Source organism: Pseudomonas sp. ADPe, from assembly GCF_014843515.1.
Classification (GTDB): domain Bacteria; phylum Pseudomonadota; class Gammaproteobacteria; order Pseudomonadales; family Pseudomonadaceae; genus Pseudomonas; species Pseudomonas citronellolis.
In genome coordinates, this window is record NZ_CP062122.1 from 99,997 (window position 1) to 115,019 (window position 15,023).

Sequence of the window (15,023 nt, forward strand, 5' to 3'; positions counted from 1 at the left end):
GAGCCGGCCCCGATGCCCATCCAACAACGCATTGCCTTTGCGTGCAGCCCCAGTGCCCTTCGCTCCCGCCTGCCGGCATCTGCCGGCAGCCACGTCGCCGCCGGAGGGTACGCCGCATGATCCTGCGCAACCTGGCCGACATCGAACACCTCGAACGCACCCCGCTCGCCGCCCACGACCTGCCGCAGAACACCTACGCGGCCCTGCAGCGCAGCGCGCAACGCAGCCCGGAGGCCCCGGCGCTGAGCTTCTTCTTCGATGCCGAACATTACCAGCAGGCCTGGCACTGGAGCCATGCCGAACTGTTCGCCCGCATCACCCGCACGGCCAACGCCCTGCACGCGCTGGGCGTCGGCCCGGACGACGTGGTGGCGCTGGTGCTGCCGAACCTGCCGGAAACCCATTTCTGCACCTGGGGCGGCGAGGCGGCGGGCATCGTCATGCCGATCAACCCGCTGCTGGATGGCGCGCAGATGGCCGACCTGCTGCGCGCGGCCAACGCCAAGGTGCTGGTGACCCTGGAACCGACGCCGGGGCAGGACACCTGGGAGCGCCTCGCCCCGTACCTGGACCAGCTGCCGGCGCTGCGCGAAGTGGTCTGGGTGAGCACCGCGCCCTACCTGGACGCCGAGCGCGCCCAGGCCTTGCGCGAGCATGTCGAGCGGCAACACCAGGGCCGCAACGTCCACGACCTGCATGGCCTGCTGGCGGAACAGCCGGCCGACCGCCTGGCCAGCGGCCGCGTCATCCAGGCCACGGACCCGTCCTCGTACTTCTGCACCGGCGGCACCACCGGCCTGCCGAAGATCGCCGTGCGCACCCACGGCGCCGAGGTCTTCGACGCCTGGGCGCTGGGCGCCGTGCTGGCCGGCGACCCAGCCAACGAGCGCTACTTCTGCGGCCTGCCGCTGTTCCACGTGAATGCCCAGCTGGTGACCGGGCTGCGCCCCTGGCTGCAGGGCGGCCACGTCATCCTCGGCACGCCCCAGGGCTACCGCAGCGCCGGGTTGCTCGCGCGCTTCTGGCGGATCGTCGAGCACTACCGGATCACCTTCTTCTCCGGCGTGCCCACCGTCTACGCCACGCTGCTGCAGCAGCCGGTGGGCGATGCCGACATCTCCAGCCTGGACTACGCGCTGTGCGGCGCCGCGCCCATGCCGGTGGAGCTGTTCCGCGAGTTCGAGCGCGTCAGCGGCGTGCGCATCCTCGAAGGCTACGGGCTGACCGAGGGCACCTGCGTATCGTCCTGCAACCTGCCCGACGGCGAGCGGCGCATCGGCTCCATCGGCCTGCGCCTGCCCTACCAGCCGATGCGCGCGGTGGTCCTCGACGACGACGGCCGCTACCTGCGCGACGCCGAGGTGGATGAAGTGGGCGCCATCGTCCTGCGCGGGCCCAACCTGTTCGCCGGCTACCTGGACGAGGCGCACAACCGTGGCGTGTGGCTGGACATCGACGGCCAGCGCTGGCTGAACAGCGGCGACCTCGGGCGCCTGGATGCCGAGGGCTACTTCTGGCTCACCGGGCGCAAGAAGGAACTGATCATCCGCGGCGGCCACAACATCGATCCCAAGCAGATCGAGGAGGCCCTGCAGGGGCACCCGGCGGTGGCCCTGGCGGCCGCGGTGGGCAGCCCGGACGCCTATGCCGGCGAGGTGCCGGTGGCCTACGTGCAGCTGGTGCAGGGCGCTCGGGCCGACAGCGAGGAACTGCTGGCCTTCGCCGCCCGCCACGTCAGCGAACGCGCCGCGGTGCCCAAGCGCATCGAGATTCTCGCCAGCCTGCCGGTGACGCCGGTGGGCAAGCTGTTCAAGCCCGCCCTGCAACGCCGCGAGATCGAGCGCGTGGTGCGCCAGGAGGCCGCCCAGGCCGGCTACGCGGTTGAAGTGGAAGTCGTCCAGGACGGCCGCCGCGGCACCCTCGCCCGGCTCCAGGGCCCGGACCGCCACGACCTGGCCGCGGCGCTGGGGCGCTACGCCTTCCAGGTCGAATGCCTGCCATGAACGACCGCGCCTTGCTTGCGCACTGACGATTTTCGCCAACCGCCCCGGCGGGAAAAGCCGCGGATTTGCTGTAAGTCGCAAGCAAGGCACCAGCGAAGTTTGACCGCAACCGACCGAGCGAGGGCCCAGACCACGGAAAAACACAATAAGAATCAATAGGAAGCCCTCTCCGGCAGAGGCTATGCATGGCGCCGCGCAGCGCGCCTGGTACAGCCATTGCCCTGGATGAGCCCAGTGCCTGCCGCTTCCGGATTTTCTCGAGCAAGGGAACCTTTCACGTCGCCGCCGCGAAGAACGCCGCGTTCCTCGCAGGGGACCTGTCTGCCCCGAAAAAGTGCACTGCATGCCACACAACAACAAAAAGGTATGAGTCATGAACCACAAACCCATGTTCCGGCACCGCGCCTGCGTGCCCCTGGCGCTCGGCCTGGCCGGCAGCCTGGCCGTGCCGGCCTACGGCGTGACCTTCAATGCCGGCGAGATCGAAGGCCAGTTCGACAGCACCTTCAGCCTGGGCGCCAGCTGGGCCCTGCGTGACGCCGATTCCAAGCTGGTCGGCGAGAACAACGGCGGCAAGGGCCTCGCCACCGGCACCGACGACGGTCGCCTGAACTTCAAGAAGGGCGAGACCTTCTCGAAGATCTTCAAGGGCCTGCACGAACTGGAACTGAAATACGGCGACAGCGGCGTGTTCGTCCGCGGCAAGTACTGGTACGACTTCGAGCTCAAGGACGAGCACCGCCTCGTCCAGGACATCGACGACCACGGCCGCGAGGAAGGCGCCAAGTCCTCCGGCGGGCAACTGCTCGACGCCTTCCTCTACCACAACTACATGATCGCCGACCTGCCCGGCACCGTGCGCCTGGGCCGGCAGGTGGTCAGCTGGGGCGAGAGCACCTTCATCCAGGGCGGCATCAACAGCATCAACCCGGTGGACGTCTCGGCGTTCCGCCGCCCCGGCGCCGAGATCAAGGAAGGCCTGATCCCGGTGAACATGTTCTACCTGTCCCAGGCCATCACCGACAACCTCTCCGCCGAGGGCTTCTACCAGCTCGGCTGGCAGCAGACGGTGATCGACAACTGCGGCACCTTCTTCTCGCAGAACGACTTCGTCCCCGACGGCTGCAACGGCGTGCCGGTGGGCCCGAACCTGACCGGAAACCCGGCGGCCATGGCGGCGCTGACGCCCTTCGGCATCAACCTCAGCCGCCAGGGCATCGTGGTGCCGCGCCTGGGCGACGACGACGCGCGCGACAGCGGCCAGTTCGGCGTGGCGCTGCGCTGGATGGTGCCGAGCCTGGACACCGAGTTCGGCGCCTACTTCATCAACTACCACAGCCGCCAGCCCTACGTTAACTCCTACTCCAGCCCCAACGCCGACAACCTCAACTTCGTCCCGCAGCTGTGCGGCAACCTCGGCATCGGCGACCCCGGCGCCTGCGCCAACGCCCTGGGACCTGCGCTGAACGACCTGGCGGTGGCCTACCGCCTGGGCACCTCCAGGTACCAGGTCACCTACCCCGAGGACATCCGCCTCTACGGCCTGAGCTTCGCCACCACCCTGCCCACCGGCACGGCGCTGTCCGGCGAGATCAGCTACCGGCCGAACATGCCGCTGCAGCTCAACGCGGTGGACCAGGTGTCCGCCTCCAGCGGCATTCCCGCCCTCTCCCCGCTGCTGTCCTCGGGCGCCTATCCGGTGGCCGACGATGCACTGATCCAGGGTTACCAGCGCAAGCCAGTGACCCAGGCGCAAGTCACCGCCGTGCAGTTCTTCGACCAGGTGATGGGCGCCGACCGGGTGACGCTGATCGGCGAGGTCGGCGCGGTCCACGTCGGCAACCTCGAAGGCAAGGGCGGCCTGCGCTATGGCCGCGACCCGGTGTTCGGCCAGGGCGCGCTGTACCCCGACAACAGCCTGTGCCAGGCCTCCAACAGCCCGGCGACCGCGCGCAACTGCAACGACCACGGCTTCACCACCGACTTCTCCTGGGGCTACCGCATGCGCGCCATCTGGGAGTACAGCAACCTGATCCCCTCGGTGACGCTCAAGCCCAACATCGCCTGGTCCCACGACGTCGAAGGCTACGCGCCGGAGCCGGGCTTCAACGAAGGCAGCAAGGCCGTCAGCCTCGGCATCGACGCCGACTACCGCAACACCTACAGCGCCAGCCTGTCGGTCACCGATTTCTTCGATGGCCGCTACAACACCAACGTCGATCGCGACTTCGTCGCCTTCAGCGTCGGCATGTCCTTCTGAGCCGGAGTCCCCTCATGAACCACCTGATCAAAGGCACCACCCTCGGCCTCTCGCTGCTGGCCGGCAGCGCCCTCGCCGCCGTCTCCCCGGAACAGGCCGCGGAGCTGGGCAAGCGCCTCACCCCGCTGGGCGCCGAGCGCGCCGGCAACGCCGACGGCAGCATTCCCGAATGGACCGGCGGGCTGCCCAGCAACGCCGGCAGCAAGGACGGCGCGGGCTTCCTGAGCAACCCCTACGCGGCGGAGAAGCCGCTGTTCGTCATCGACGCGAAAAACGTCGACAAGTACAAGGACAAGCTCAGCCCCGGCCAACTGGCGATGTTCAAGCGCTACCCGGACAGCTACCGCATGCCGGTGTACCCGAGCCACCGCAGCGTCTCGCTGCCCGATGCCATCTACAACGACGCCAAGGCCAACGCCCTGCACGCGAAGATGGTCAAGGACGGCAACGGCCTGGCCGACTTCCTCACCGCCTACCCCTTCCCCATCCCGCAGAACGCCCAGGAAGTGATGTGGAACCACACCACCCGCTACCGCGGCGGCAGCGTCAAGCGCCTGAGCGTGCAGGCCACCCCGGACAAGGACGGCGGCTTCACTCCGGTGTTCTTCCAGTTGCAGTTCACCTACCGCGATCGGCTCAAGGAGTTCGACCCGGGCAACCCCGGCAACGTGCTGTTCTACTACAAGGAAGCGGTAACCGCGCCGGCGCGCCTGGCCGGTGACGTGCTGCTGGTGCACGAGACCATCGACCAGGTCGCCGAGCCGCGCCAGGCGTGGATCTACAACGCCGGCCAGCGTCGCGTGCGACGCGCCCCGCAGGTAGCCTACGACGGCCCCTACCCGGCCTCCGAGGGCCAGCGCGTGGGCGACAACTTCGACTTGTACAACGGCGCCCAGGACCGCTACACCTGGAAGCTGCTGGGCAAGCGCGAGATGTACATCCCCTACAACGCCTTCGCCCTGGACGCGCCCGGCAAGCAGTACACCGACGTGATCAAGGCCGGCCACCTCAACCCCGACCTGACCCGCTACGAGCTGCACCGCGTATGGGTGGTGGAGGCCAACCTCAAGCCCGGCGCCCGGCACATCTACGCCAAGCGCGTGTACTTCGTCGACGAGGATTCCTGGCAGATCGCCCTGGCCGACCACTACGACGGCCGCGGCAACCTGTGGCGCGTCGCCGAGGGCCACATGGAACCCTTCTACGACGTGAAGGTGCCGTGGCTGGCGGTGGAAACCCTGTACGACCTGCAGAACGGCCGCTACATCGCCTCGGGCATGCGCAACCAGGAACGCAACGCCATCGAGTTCGGCGTGAAGGCGGTGGCCGCCGACTTCACCCCGACCGCGCTGAGGAATGCCGGCGTGCGCTGAGCACGCCGCCCCGGGCATGGGCGGGCCCCGGCCTGCCCCTGCAACTCCTGACGCAACGCCTTGCAGCCACCCAGGTGGCTGCTTTTTTTCCGCCGCCGGCACGGGCGCCGCAGCGGCGCGCAGACATCCCCGGGAAGGCATCGAGGACTTCGTGCACCGCGGCAGAGGTTGCTTTTCGTAGGAGCGAGCAAGCTCGCGAACGAGGCTTCCGGGGGCTTCGGCGCCAGGACCAAGAACACCCTCTCCCCAGCCCTCTCCCTGAAGGGAGAGGGGGCTAGTCCGTGCCGAGAGAAGGAATGGTTCCAGCCGGAAACCACCGCGCTTGCCGGCTAACTCGGGAAAGCCAGTCCACTCCGAACGGTCCCCCCTCCCTTCAGGGCGGGGCGCGCAGCCGAGGGTTAGGGAGAGGGAGCGGAGTTAATCCAAAACACCGAAGCCACCGGCGAGCCCCGTTCGCGAGCAAGCTCCTACGAAAAGCCACACCAGCCACCCACCACACGCCCTCCAACCCTCACCTTCATCTCGTCGATTTTATTTTTTGAATATCCTTCAAATTTGATGCTAGTATCAAACCACCTCCCCTCCCAGCTCAGCCGGGGGAGGCGCAGAAGAGCCTTGATAACAATCGACAAGACAAAGGTATTTCCATGAGCACCATCGCCTATGCCGCAACACCCGCCAGAACCGAGCGCAGCGCCGACGACCTGCGTGCCTACGCCGCCTCGCTGATCCCCACCCTCAAAGCCCGCGCCAGGGAAACCGCCGCCCTCGGCCGGCTGCCCGCCGAAACCATCGCCGACCTCGAGGCCGGCGGCCTGCTGAGCATGACCACGCCGCGCAAGTACGGCGGCCCCTCGGTGTCGGTGCGCACCTTCCTGGAAGTCGTCGCCGAGCTGGGCAAGGCCGATGCCTCGGTGGCCTGGGTCACCGCCCTGACCAACGTCAGCACCTGGAGCGCCGCGACCTTCTTCGGCGAGCGCGCCGCCGAGGAGCTGTTCGGCGACGGGCCCAAGGCCCGCGTGGTCGGCGTGCTCTCGCCGCGCAAGGCGGTGGTGAAGAAGGTCGAGGGCGGCTACCTGATCGAGGAAGGCCTGTGGGGCTTCAACTCCGGCATCTACCACGCCAACTGGGACCTGCTGGGCATCCCCATCGTCGACGCCGCCGGCAACGTGATCGACCAGGGCGTGTCGCTGGTCCCCACCTCGCAGGTGAAGATCCTCGACGACTGGAACGTGATCGGCATTTCCGGCAGCGGCAGCTCCAGCGTCTCGGTGACCGACGTCTTCGTGCCGGATTCGCGGGTCACCTCGGTGAGCAAGGCCATCACCGGCGACTACGAGTCGACGCACCTGGCGGACGAGCCGCTGTACAGCGTCGCCTGCATGCCGATGCTGGCGATCATCCTCGCCTTCCCGGCCCTGGGCCTGGGCGTCGCCGCCCTGGAAACCTTCCTCGAAGGCCTGCCGCGCCGCGGCATCCAGTACAGCTGGTACACCAAGCAGGCCGAGGCGCCGGTCACCCACCTGATGCTCGGCGAGGCCTCGGCCAAGCTGGAGGGCGCGCGCGCCATCCTGGAGAAGCACGCCGATGCGCTGGACGCCTGCGCCCGCGACGGCCGCTACATGGAGTTCCTCGACCGCGCCCGGGTGCGCCGCGACGTCGGCTTCGCCGAGAAGCTGCTGTGGGAAGCCGTGGACATGCTGGCCACCGCCTCCGGCGGCTCCCTGGCGGCGGTGGGCAACCCCTTCAACCGCCTCTGGCAGGACGCGCGCATCGCCTCGCTGCACGGCATCGTCACCCCGGCCACCAACTTCGAGACCTACGGCCGCATCCTCTGCGGCATGGAACCGGGCACGCCCTTCATCTGAACCCGTGGCCAGCCAGGAGAAGCCCATGGACATGCAGACAGCGGCACTCGATGCCAAGCGCTTTCGCCGGGTGATGGGCAAGTTCGCCACCGGCGTCACCGTCATCACCTACCAGCACGAGGGGCAGCCGGCGGGCATGACCGCCAACGCCTTCATGTCGCTCTCGGTGGACCCGCCGATGGTGCTGGTGTCGATCCGCAAGGAGTCGCGCTTCGCCGGCAGCGTGAAGCCCGGCGACGGCTTCGGCATCGCCTTTCTGCGCGAGGAGCACGAGGCGCTGAGCCGGCACTTCGGCGGCCGCCCGGACGCGGCGTGCCAGGTCGCCTTCGGCGAGCACCGCGGCACCCCGCTGCTGCAGGGCGCGCTGGTGCAGCTAGCGGTGCGCGCCAACGCCGTGCACCCCGGCGGCGACCACCTGATCTACACGGCCGACGTCGAGGCCATCGAGGAGTCCGATGGCCGCCCGCTGCTGTTCTTCTCCGGCGCCTACAAGCAGTTGCATGCCCTGGACCCCAGCCACTGCTGGCACGACTTCGGCTGAGCCGCCTTTCCTTCACGAACGACAACAAGAGTGCACAAACATGATCAGCGTGCGCGACATCGCTTACGTCCGCTACCAGGTCCCGGACCTGGACGCCCAGGCCGCGTTCCTCGAGGACTTCGGCATGCGCCGACAGCGCAGGACCGACACCGCCCTGTACATGGGCTCCTACACCGGCGGCTACCCGCTGCACATCTCCCAGCTGGGCCCGCGACAGGCCCTGGGCATCGGCTTCATCGCCCAGGAACTGGCAGACCTGCAGCGCATCGCCGCCGAGTTCGGCACCCAGGTGCGTGACAACGACGAACTGGGCGCCGGCTCCATCGTCACCCTCACCGACCCCGACGGCTTCCGCGTCGACCTGCTGCACGGCGGCGAGGTGATCCCCAGCGCGCCCACCCGCGCCGCGCTGCGCCTGAACAACGCCCAGCAGCGCTCGCGCCTGGGGCAGACCGCGCGGGTGCCGGCCGGCCCCTCGCACGTCATGCGCCTGGGCCACGTGGTGCTCAAGACCGTCGACTTCCCGGCCATGATGGACTTCTACCAGAAGGTGCTGGGCCTGCGGATTTCCGACAGCTACTACGCGCAGGCGCCGGAAAACATGGTCGCCGCCTTCCTGCATTGCGGCCTGGGCGAGCGCTACACCGACCACCACACCGTGGCGCTGATCAACATCGGCAGCCAGGAGCGCGACTTCGACCACAGCGCCTTCGAGGTGCTGGACTGGGACGACCTGGTGCGCGGCAACCAGCACCTGGCGGCCCGCGAGCGCCAGCACGCCTGGGGCATCGGCCGGCACATCCAGGGCAGCCAGGTGTTCGACTACTGGCGCGACCCCTTCGGCAACAAGATCGAGCACTGGACCGACGGCGACCTGGTCAACGACGCCACGCCCACCACCCACGAGCCGCTCACGCCGGACGCCTTCGCGCAATGGGCGCCGCCGCTGTCGCCGGACTTCCTGAACTGAGCCGTCCCCACCCCAGCCCCGCCCCGGCCAGCGCCCGGGGCGGCAACGCACAAGAGGAAACCCCATGAAACTCGCACGCTACAGCCACAACGGCCGCACCTCCCTGGGCAAGGTCGAGGGCCAGTACCTGATCGACCTGTCCGAAGTGCTGCCCGCCGGCGCCCGCGACGTCGCCGACATCCTCGCCTCGCCCGCGGCCCTGGAAGCCGCGCGCACCCTGCAGGGCCACGCCGGCAACCGCCTGGCGCTGGAAGAGGTGCGCCTGGGCGCGCCCATCCTGCGGCCGTCCAAGTTCATGGCCCTGGGCATGAACTACAAGGACCACGAAGCCGAAGCGCGCCGCGCCGGCGTGCCCATCCCCACCTCCCAGGTATGGTTCAGCAAGCAGGTGTCCTGCATCACCGGCCCGTTCGACGACGTGCACTACCCCGCCGTGTGCGAGCGCATGGACTACGAGGCCGAGCTGGGCGTGGTGATCGGCAAGCCGGGGCGCTACATCGATGAGGAACAGGCCCTGGAACACGTCGCCGGCTACTTCGTGGCCAACGACGTCAGCGCCCGCGACTGGCAGGCCAAGAGCCCGACCTGGACGCTCGGCAAGTCCTTCGACACCCACGGCCCGATCGGCCCGTGGATCGTCACCGCCGACGAGATCGCCGACCCGCAGGCGCTGAACATCCGCCTGCAGGTCAACGGCGAGACGCGCCAGGAATCCTCGACTTCGAAGATGACCTACAGCGTCGCCAGGCAGATCGCCTACCTCAGCCAGGTGATGACCCTGCAGCCCGGCGACCTGCTGATCACCGGCACCCCGGCCGGCATCGGCCTGGCCATGGACCCGCCGCGCTTCCTCGCCGTCGGCGACGTGATGCGCGTGGAGATCGACGGCATCGGCCACATCGAGAACCGCGTCATCGCCGAACCGCGCTGACCGCGCCACCCCGCGCAGCCACAAGCCGCGCGGGGTTCCCCTCATCCAGCCTCAGGCGCTGGAACCCGCCGCCAACGGCCGGTGCGCCACCCGCCCGGCCGCTTCCCCGGCAACGCCCAGGCCGAGCAGGAAGAACTCCACCGCGCCTTCGATGGCGCTGGCCTGCCGCTCGCCTTCGAGAATCTGCCGCAACAGGTAGAGGCAGCCGCCGATGATGCAGTCGGCCGCGGCCTGCGCGTCGGCAATGGCGAACGACCCCTGCTGCGCGCCGCTGCGCAGGTCCCGCAGCAGCCGGCTGCCGAGGGTGGCGCCGAGGTCGTTGATGCTGTGCGCCGAGTGGATGAAGAACCAGCCCCACACCGGGTCGTGCAGCGCATGGTGCAGCGTCCTGCGGATGTTGTGGCCGACCTGCTCGACGATGTCGCGGCTGTTCGCGGCCTCGGCGTCCAGCAGGTCCGCCAGGGCCAGGGCGTCCTCGATGAACACCGCGCGGGCGATCGCTTCCTTGCTGCTGAAGTAGTTGTAGAACGAGCCCAGCGACAGCTCGGCGCGCTCGGTGATCTCGCCGATGGCGGTGGCCTCGATGCCCTGCCGGCCCATGACCTCGCGCGCCGCGCGGATCAGCTTGGCGCGGGTGCGCGAGCGCGCCTTGGCGTTGCGCGTGGCCGCGCCGGCATCCGCTTGGGGCGCGGGCGCCCCGGGCTGGTTGTGTGGCTTTCTGCTCGACATGCGCCGTCCTTCGATCACGCCCTTGCGCTCCGCGGGGCGGAGCTTTGCGAAGGCGTACTCTACAGCAGTGGCCCGGCCGAGCGCTGGTCGGCCGCGGCGCTCGGCCGACCGGGCCTCAGCTGGCGCCCTGGGGCGTGGCCTCGCTTAGCGCGGCGCTCTGCCGGTGGGCATCGGCGGCGTAGGTGCGCGCCCCCATCAGCAGCGCCAGCATGCACAGCAGCAGCGACACCGGGATCAGCAGCATGGCGTCGTGCAGGCCCAGGGCGCGGAACTCCTCGCGCATCTGCCCGGTGCCGGCGGCGAGCATCGCCAGGTGCGAGAAGTGGTCGGAGAGCAGGCCCACCACGATCGGCCCCAGGCCGCCGCCGAGCAGGTAGAGGAAGATGAAGTACAGGGCCATCGCGGTGGCCCGCAGGCGCGGCTCGATGACGTCCTGGATCGCCGTGTAGACGCAGGTGAAGAAGGCGTAGGAGAACAGCCAGCCGACGCCGAACACGGCGATGAACAGGCCGGTATCGATGCGCCCGGCGAGCAAGGCGCCGCCGGTGGCCAGCGCGGCCACCAGCATGCTGAAGGCGGCGAACAGCAGGCGCCCGCTGCGGCTGCGCTGGTGCAGGTAGTCGGCGACCCAGCCGCCGGCGGTGAGGCCGATCAGTCCGGTCAGGCCGACGATCAGCCCGGTCGCGATACCCGCCTGCTCCAGCGGCAGCAGGAAGTAGCGCTGCAGCAGCGGCACCATGAACGAGTTGCAGGCGTAGCTGGCGAAGTTGAACGCCAGCCCGGCGAGGATCAGCCACCAGAAGGTACGGATCGCCAGCACCCGGCGCATGGGGCGCGCCACCGGCGTGCTGTCGGCGACCACGCCGTCGGCCGCGCCACGTGCCGGCTCGCGGATGCGCAGGGTGAAGAACGCCAGCAGCAGCCCCGGCACCGCGGCGATGAAGAAAGGCGCGCGCCAGCTGTCGAAGGCCTTGACGATGGCGCCGGTGGTGAAGAACGCCAGGATCAGCCCCAGCGGCAGGCCGAGCATGAAGATGCCCATGGCGCGGGCGCGCTTGTGGGCCGGGAACAGGTCGCCGATCAGCGAGCTGGCGGCCGGCCCGTAGCTGGCCTCGCCGACACCGATGCCCATGCGGATGAGCAGGAAGCTGGTGTAGTTCCAGGCCAGCCCGTTGAGCGCGGTCAGCCCGCTCCAGGCGGCCAGGCCCCAGCCCATGATGCGGCTGCGCGAGCCGCGGTCGGCCATGCGCCCCAGGGGCAGGCCGGCGATGGCGTAGACCAGGGTGAACACGGTGCCGGCCAGGCCCAGCTGGAAGTCGCTGAGGTTCCACTCGTGGCGGATCGGCTCGACCAGGATCGCCGGGATGGTGCGGTCGAAGAAATTGAACAGGTTGGCGAGGAAAAGCAGGAAGAGGATGCGCCAGGCATTGTCCGCCTGCTGGCTGTGCTGCTGCATGGTGTTTCCCTTGTTCTTGTTGTCATGGACACCGGCACGCCGGGCTTCAGCGCGGCAAGGCCGCGGAGCCCGCCGCCGGGTGGCCGAGTTGCCGGGACAGTTCGGCGGCGGCCGCGAGCAGGCGCCGGGGAACCTCGCCCTCCCAGTCTGCACCCAGGCGTGCCGGGCTGCCTGCCAAGGTCAACGCCATGATCATGTCACCATTCGTGTCGCGAATGGGTGCGCTGAAAGTATTCACCGCGGTTTTGTGCAAACGCGCCGGCGCCGGCCCCAGCTCGCGGGCCAGGCCGCGCCGGCGCACCTCGTCGAGGGCCGCGCGGAACTGCTCGCGGCGTGCATCGAGGTCCTGCCCAGGCTCGGCGAACTGGCGCAGTTCCTCCTCGATGAAGGGCGTGGTCCAGGCCTCCGGCAGGAAGGCGGCGAAGGCCTGGCCGGTGGCCGAGCGGGTGACCGGCATGACCAGGCCGCTGACCAGGTGCTCGCTGACCGGCTGGCGCGACGCCTCCCAGTGCAGCGCCACCGGCCCGCGGTTGCCCCAGGCCGCCAGGCACAGGCTGTGCTCGCCCAGGCTCGCGGCCAGCTCCGGCAGCGCCGCGACGACGTTGCGCAGGGCCTGCGGCGGCAAGGCCGGGGCCTGTTCGAACTGCAGGTAGGAAGCCTCCAGGTCCCAGGAATGCGCGAGCATGTAGCGGCCGCCGGCGAAGGCCAGCGGCCGGCGGTTGGCGTGGCCGATGCGCAGCACCCGGCCGATGTAGATCAGGTGGTCGCCGCTGGGATAGGCGGCCACCTGCTCGCATTCCAGGTGCGCCGCCGCGCCGGCCAGCACCGGCGCGCCGCCGTGGCCGTCATGGTGCTCGACGCCGTTGAACTTGTCCTCGCGGGACTTGGCGAAGTGCCCGGAAAGCGCCACCTGGTCGTGGGCCAGGATGTTCACCGCGAAATGCCGGCTGTCGCGGAAGGCCTCGAAGCTGCGCGAGGTCAGCGCCTGGCTCCAGAGCACCAGCGGCGGGTCGAGGGACACCGAGCTGAAGGAGTTGGCGGTGACGCCGTGGGCCACGCCCCGGGCGTCGCGGGTGGTGACCACGGTGACGCCGGTGACGAAGGTGCCGAGGACGTCGCGCAGTTGCCGCTGGTCGAAGGGAGCGACGGAGAGAGTCATGTCGTCATACCTGCAAGGGGCCGCGCCGGGCGGCCGCGAGATCGAAGAGGAAAGCCGCGGCTCAGCGCGGAACCGTGAGGCCGACGGCGACGTGGTCCCAGGTGTCGGCGGTCAGCCCGGCTTCGCGCAGGGGGACCTTGAGCACCTTGCCGGTGGGCGTGCGCGGCAGCACCTGCACCACGCGGTAGTAGCGCGGCACCATGAAGCGCGGCAGTTGCCGCACGCAGTGCTGGAACAGCGCGCTGAAGTCCAGCGCCTGCGGGGCGTGGTGCTCCACCACCACCATCACCTCGTCCTCGCCCAGGTCCGAGCGCACGCCGATGGCCGCCGCGTCCACCACCCCGGGGAAGGCCGCCAGGGCGCGCTCCAGCTCCATCGAGGAGATGTTCTCGCCGCGCCGGCGCAGCGAGTCGGACTTGCGGTCGTGGAAGTAGAAGAAGCCGTCCTCGTCCATCGAGCCCAGGTCGCCGGTGTGCCACCACAGGCCGGCCATCTTCTCCAGGGTCGCGGTCGGGTTGCGGTGGTAGTGGCTGAGCATGATGTGCGGCAGCCGCGGGCGGTAGACGATCTCACCGACCTGGCCGGGCGCCAGGCGGTTGCCCTGCTCGTCGTGGATTTCCAGGATCGACGAGGCGGTCGGCTTGCCCAGCGAGCCGACCTTGCGGCCCTGGCGCGGGTTGTACAGGACGTTCTTGATCTCGGTCTGGCCGTAGCCTTCGAGCACGTGCACGCCGAAACGCGCCTCGAAGCGGTAGAGCACCTCGGCCGGCGCGGGCGCGGCGAACACCAGTTGCACGTCGTGCTCGCGGTCGCGCGGCGACGGCGGCGTGGACAGCAGCATGTGCAGCATCGAGCCTAGGGCGTTGAACTGGGTGGCGCGGGACTCGCGCACCTCGTTCCACAGGTTGCTGACGCTGAAGCGCGGCGACAGGATGATGCAGGCGCCGGCGTAGATGGCCGCGGCGCAGGTGGTCACCTGGGCCATGCCGTGGAACAGCGGCATGCAGGTGTACAGCCGGTCGCGCGGGGTGAGGCCGAAGGCCTGGGCGGTCTCCCGCGCCATGATCACGCCCTGCAGGTGCGGCGCGACCACGCCCTTGCTCTTGCCGGTGGTGCCGGAGGTGAAGCTGATGGCGCCGATGTCGTGGTATTCCACGCGGGGGAACTGCGGCGCGTCGCTGGCGCCGGCGAGCAGCTCGGCCCAGGACAGCACCCGCAGCCCCGGCGCGTCGATGCCTGGCGCTTCGTCGCCGAGGTAGACCAGGGTGCGCAACGTCGGCGGCAGTTCGTCGAGCTGAGCCACGGCCTGGGCCAGGCGCGAGTCGGTAATGAGTATCTGCACCCCGGAATGCTCCAGGGCGTAGTGCAGGAACTCGCCCTTGTAGGCGTTGTTGATCGACACGTTGACCAGCCCGGCGCGGGACGAGCCGAGGGTGGTGAACAGGTATTCCGGACGGTTGCCGAGGAACACGCCCAGCACGTCGCCCTTGCCCAGGCCCTGCGCCATCAGCGCCGAGCCGAGCCGGTCGGCCTCGCGGTTCAGCTCGGCATAGCTGTACTCGCGGCCCTCGAACAGCAGCGCCGGGTTGTCCGGCGCCTGCCGGGCGCGCCGGGCCAGCAGGCCGGTCAGGGTGCCGCCGCCAAGGTCCTCTAAGTCATGCACGTTCATGGATTCGCCTCTTGTTGTTATGGTGGCCCGGCATACCGGGCGCATGTTTCGTGGGCTACCGGCC

11 protein-coding genes are annotated in these 15,023 nt (G+C 69.4%); 7 read left to right on the top strand and 4 right to left on the bottom strand.

What is annotated here, in order from left to right:
* Positions 1 to 116 precede the first annotated feature (116 nt).
* The 7 genes from IG194_RS00400 (at position 117) to IG194_RS00430 (ending at position 9,946) form a co-directional block, all read left to right on the top strand.
* Entirely contained in the window at positions 117 to 2,003 is a 1,887-nt protein-coding gene (locus IG194_RS00400) for an acyl-CoA synthetase (protein ID WP_058490098.1), read from the top strand.
* Between the two features lie 373 nt (positions 2,004 to 2,376).
* Positions 2,377 to 4,263, top strand: a complete 1,887-nt coding sequence (locus IG194_RS00405) for a DUF1302 domain-containing protein (protein WP_058490099.1) — start codon at positions 2,377 to 2,379, stop codon at positions 4,261 to 4,263.
* Between the two features lie 14 nt (positions 4,264 to 4,277).
* Positions 4,278 to 5,636: a DUF1329 domain-containing protein gene (locus tag IG194_RS00410; RefSeq protein WP_009623011.1), complete on the top strand. Its 1,359-nt coding sequence runs from the start codon at positions 4,278 to 4,280 to the stop codon at positions 5,634 to 5,636.
* Positions 5,637 to 6,283: 647 nt separating this feature from the next.
* On the top strand, positions 6,284 to 7,504 hold the full coding sequence (locus tag IG194_RS00415; RefSeq protein ID WP_058490100.1) for an acyl-CoA dehydrogenase family protein: 1,221 nt from the start codon (positions 6,284 to 6,286) through the stop codon (positions 7,502 to 7,504).
* Between the two features lie 25 nt (positions 7,505 to 7,529).
* Positions 7,530 to 8,045: a flavin reductase family protein gene (locus IG194_RS00420; protein WP_058490101.1), complete on the top strand. Its 516-nt coding sequence runs from the start codon at positions 7,530 to 7,532 to the stop codon at positions 8,043 to 8,045.
* Positions 8,046 to 8,085: 40 nt separating this feature from the next.
* Positions 8,086 to 9,015, top strand: coding sequence for a VOC family protein (locus IG194_RS00425; RefSeq protein ID WP_058490102.1), 930 nt, complete (start codon positions 8,086 to 8,088; stop codon positions 9,013 to 9,015).
* 64 nt (positions 9,016 to 9,079) lie between these two features.
* Positions 9,080 to 9,946, top strand: a complete 867-nt coding sequence (locus IG194_RS00430; RefSeq protein WP_058490103.1) for a fumarylacetoacetate hydrolase family protein — start codon at positions 9,080 to 9,082, stop codon at positions 9,944 to 9,946.
* 51 nt (positions 9,947 to 9,997) lie between these two features.
* On the opposite strand, the gene IG194_RS00435 is transcribed toward IG194_RS00430, so the two are convergent.
* The 4 genes from IG194_RS00435 to IG194_RS00450 all read right to left on the bottom strand — a co-directional run bounded on the left by IG194_RS00435 (position 9,998) and on the right by IG194_RS00450 (position 14,959).
* Positions 9,998 to 10,675, bottom strand: coding sequence for a TetR/AcrR family transcriptional regulator (locus IG194_RS00435; RefSeq protein WP_024128686.1), 678 nt, complete (start codon positions 10,673 to 10,675; stop codon positions 9,998 to 10,000).
* A 115-nt stretch (positions 10,676 to 10,790) separates the two neighbouring features.
* Entirely contained in the window at positions 10,791 to 12,131 is a 1,341-nt protein-coding gene (locus tag IG194_RS00440) for a spinster family MFS transporter (protein WP_058490104.1), read from the bottom strand.
* Positions 12,132 to 12,177: 46 nt separating this feature from the next.
* Positions 12,178 to 13,290 (bottom strand): flavin reductase, encoded by a 1,113-nt coding sequence (locus IG194_RS00445; protein WP_009623023.1) that lies wholly within the window; start codon positions 13,288 to 13,290, stop codon positions 12,178 to 12,180.
* Positions 13,291 to 13,351: 61 nt separating this feature from the next.
* Complete coding sequence (locus IG194_RS00450) at positions 13,352 to 14,959, bottom strand: AMP-binding protein (protein WP_058490105.1); 1,608 nt, start codon at positions 14,957 to 14,959, stop codon at positions 13,352 to 13,354.
* Positions 14,960 to 15,023: the final 64 nt, after the last annotated feature.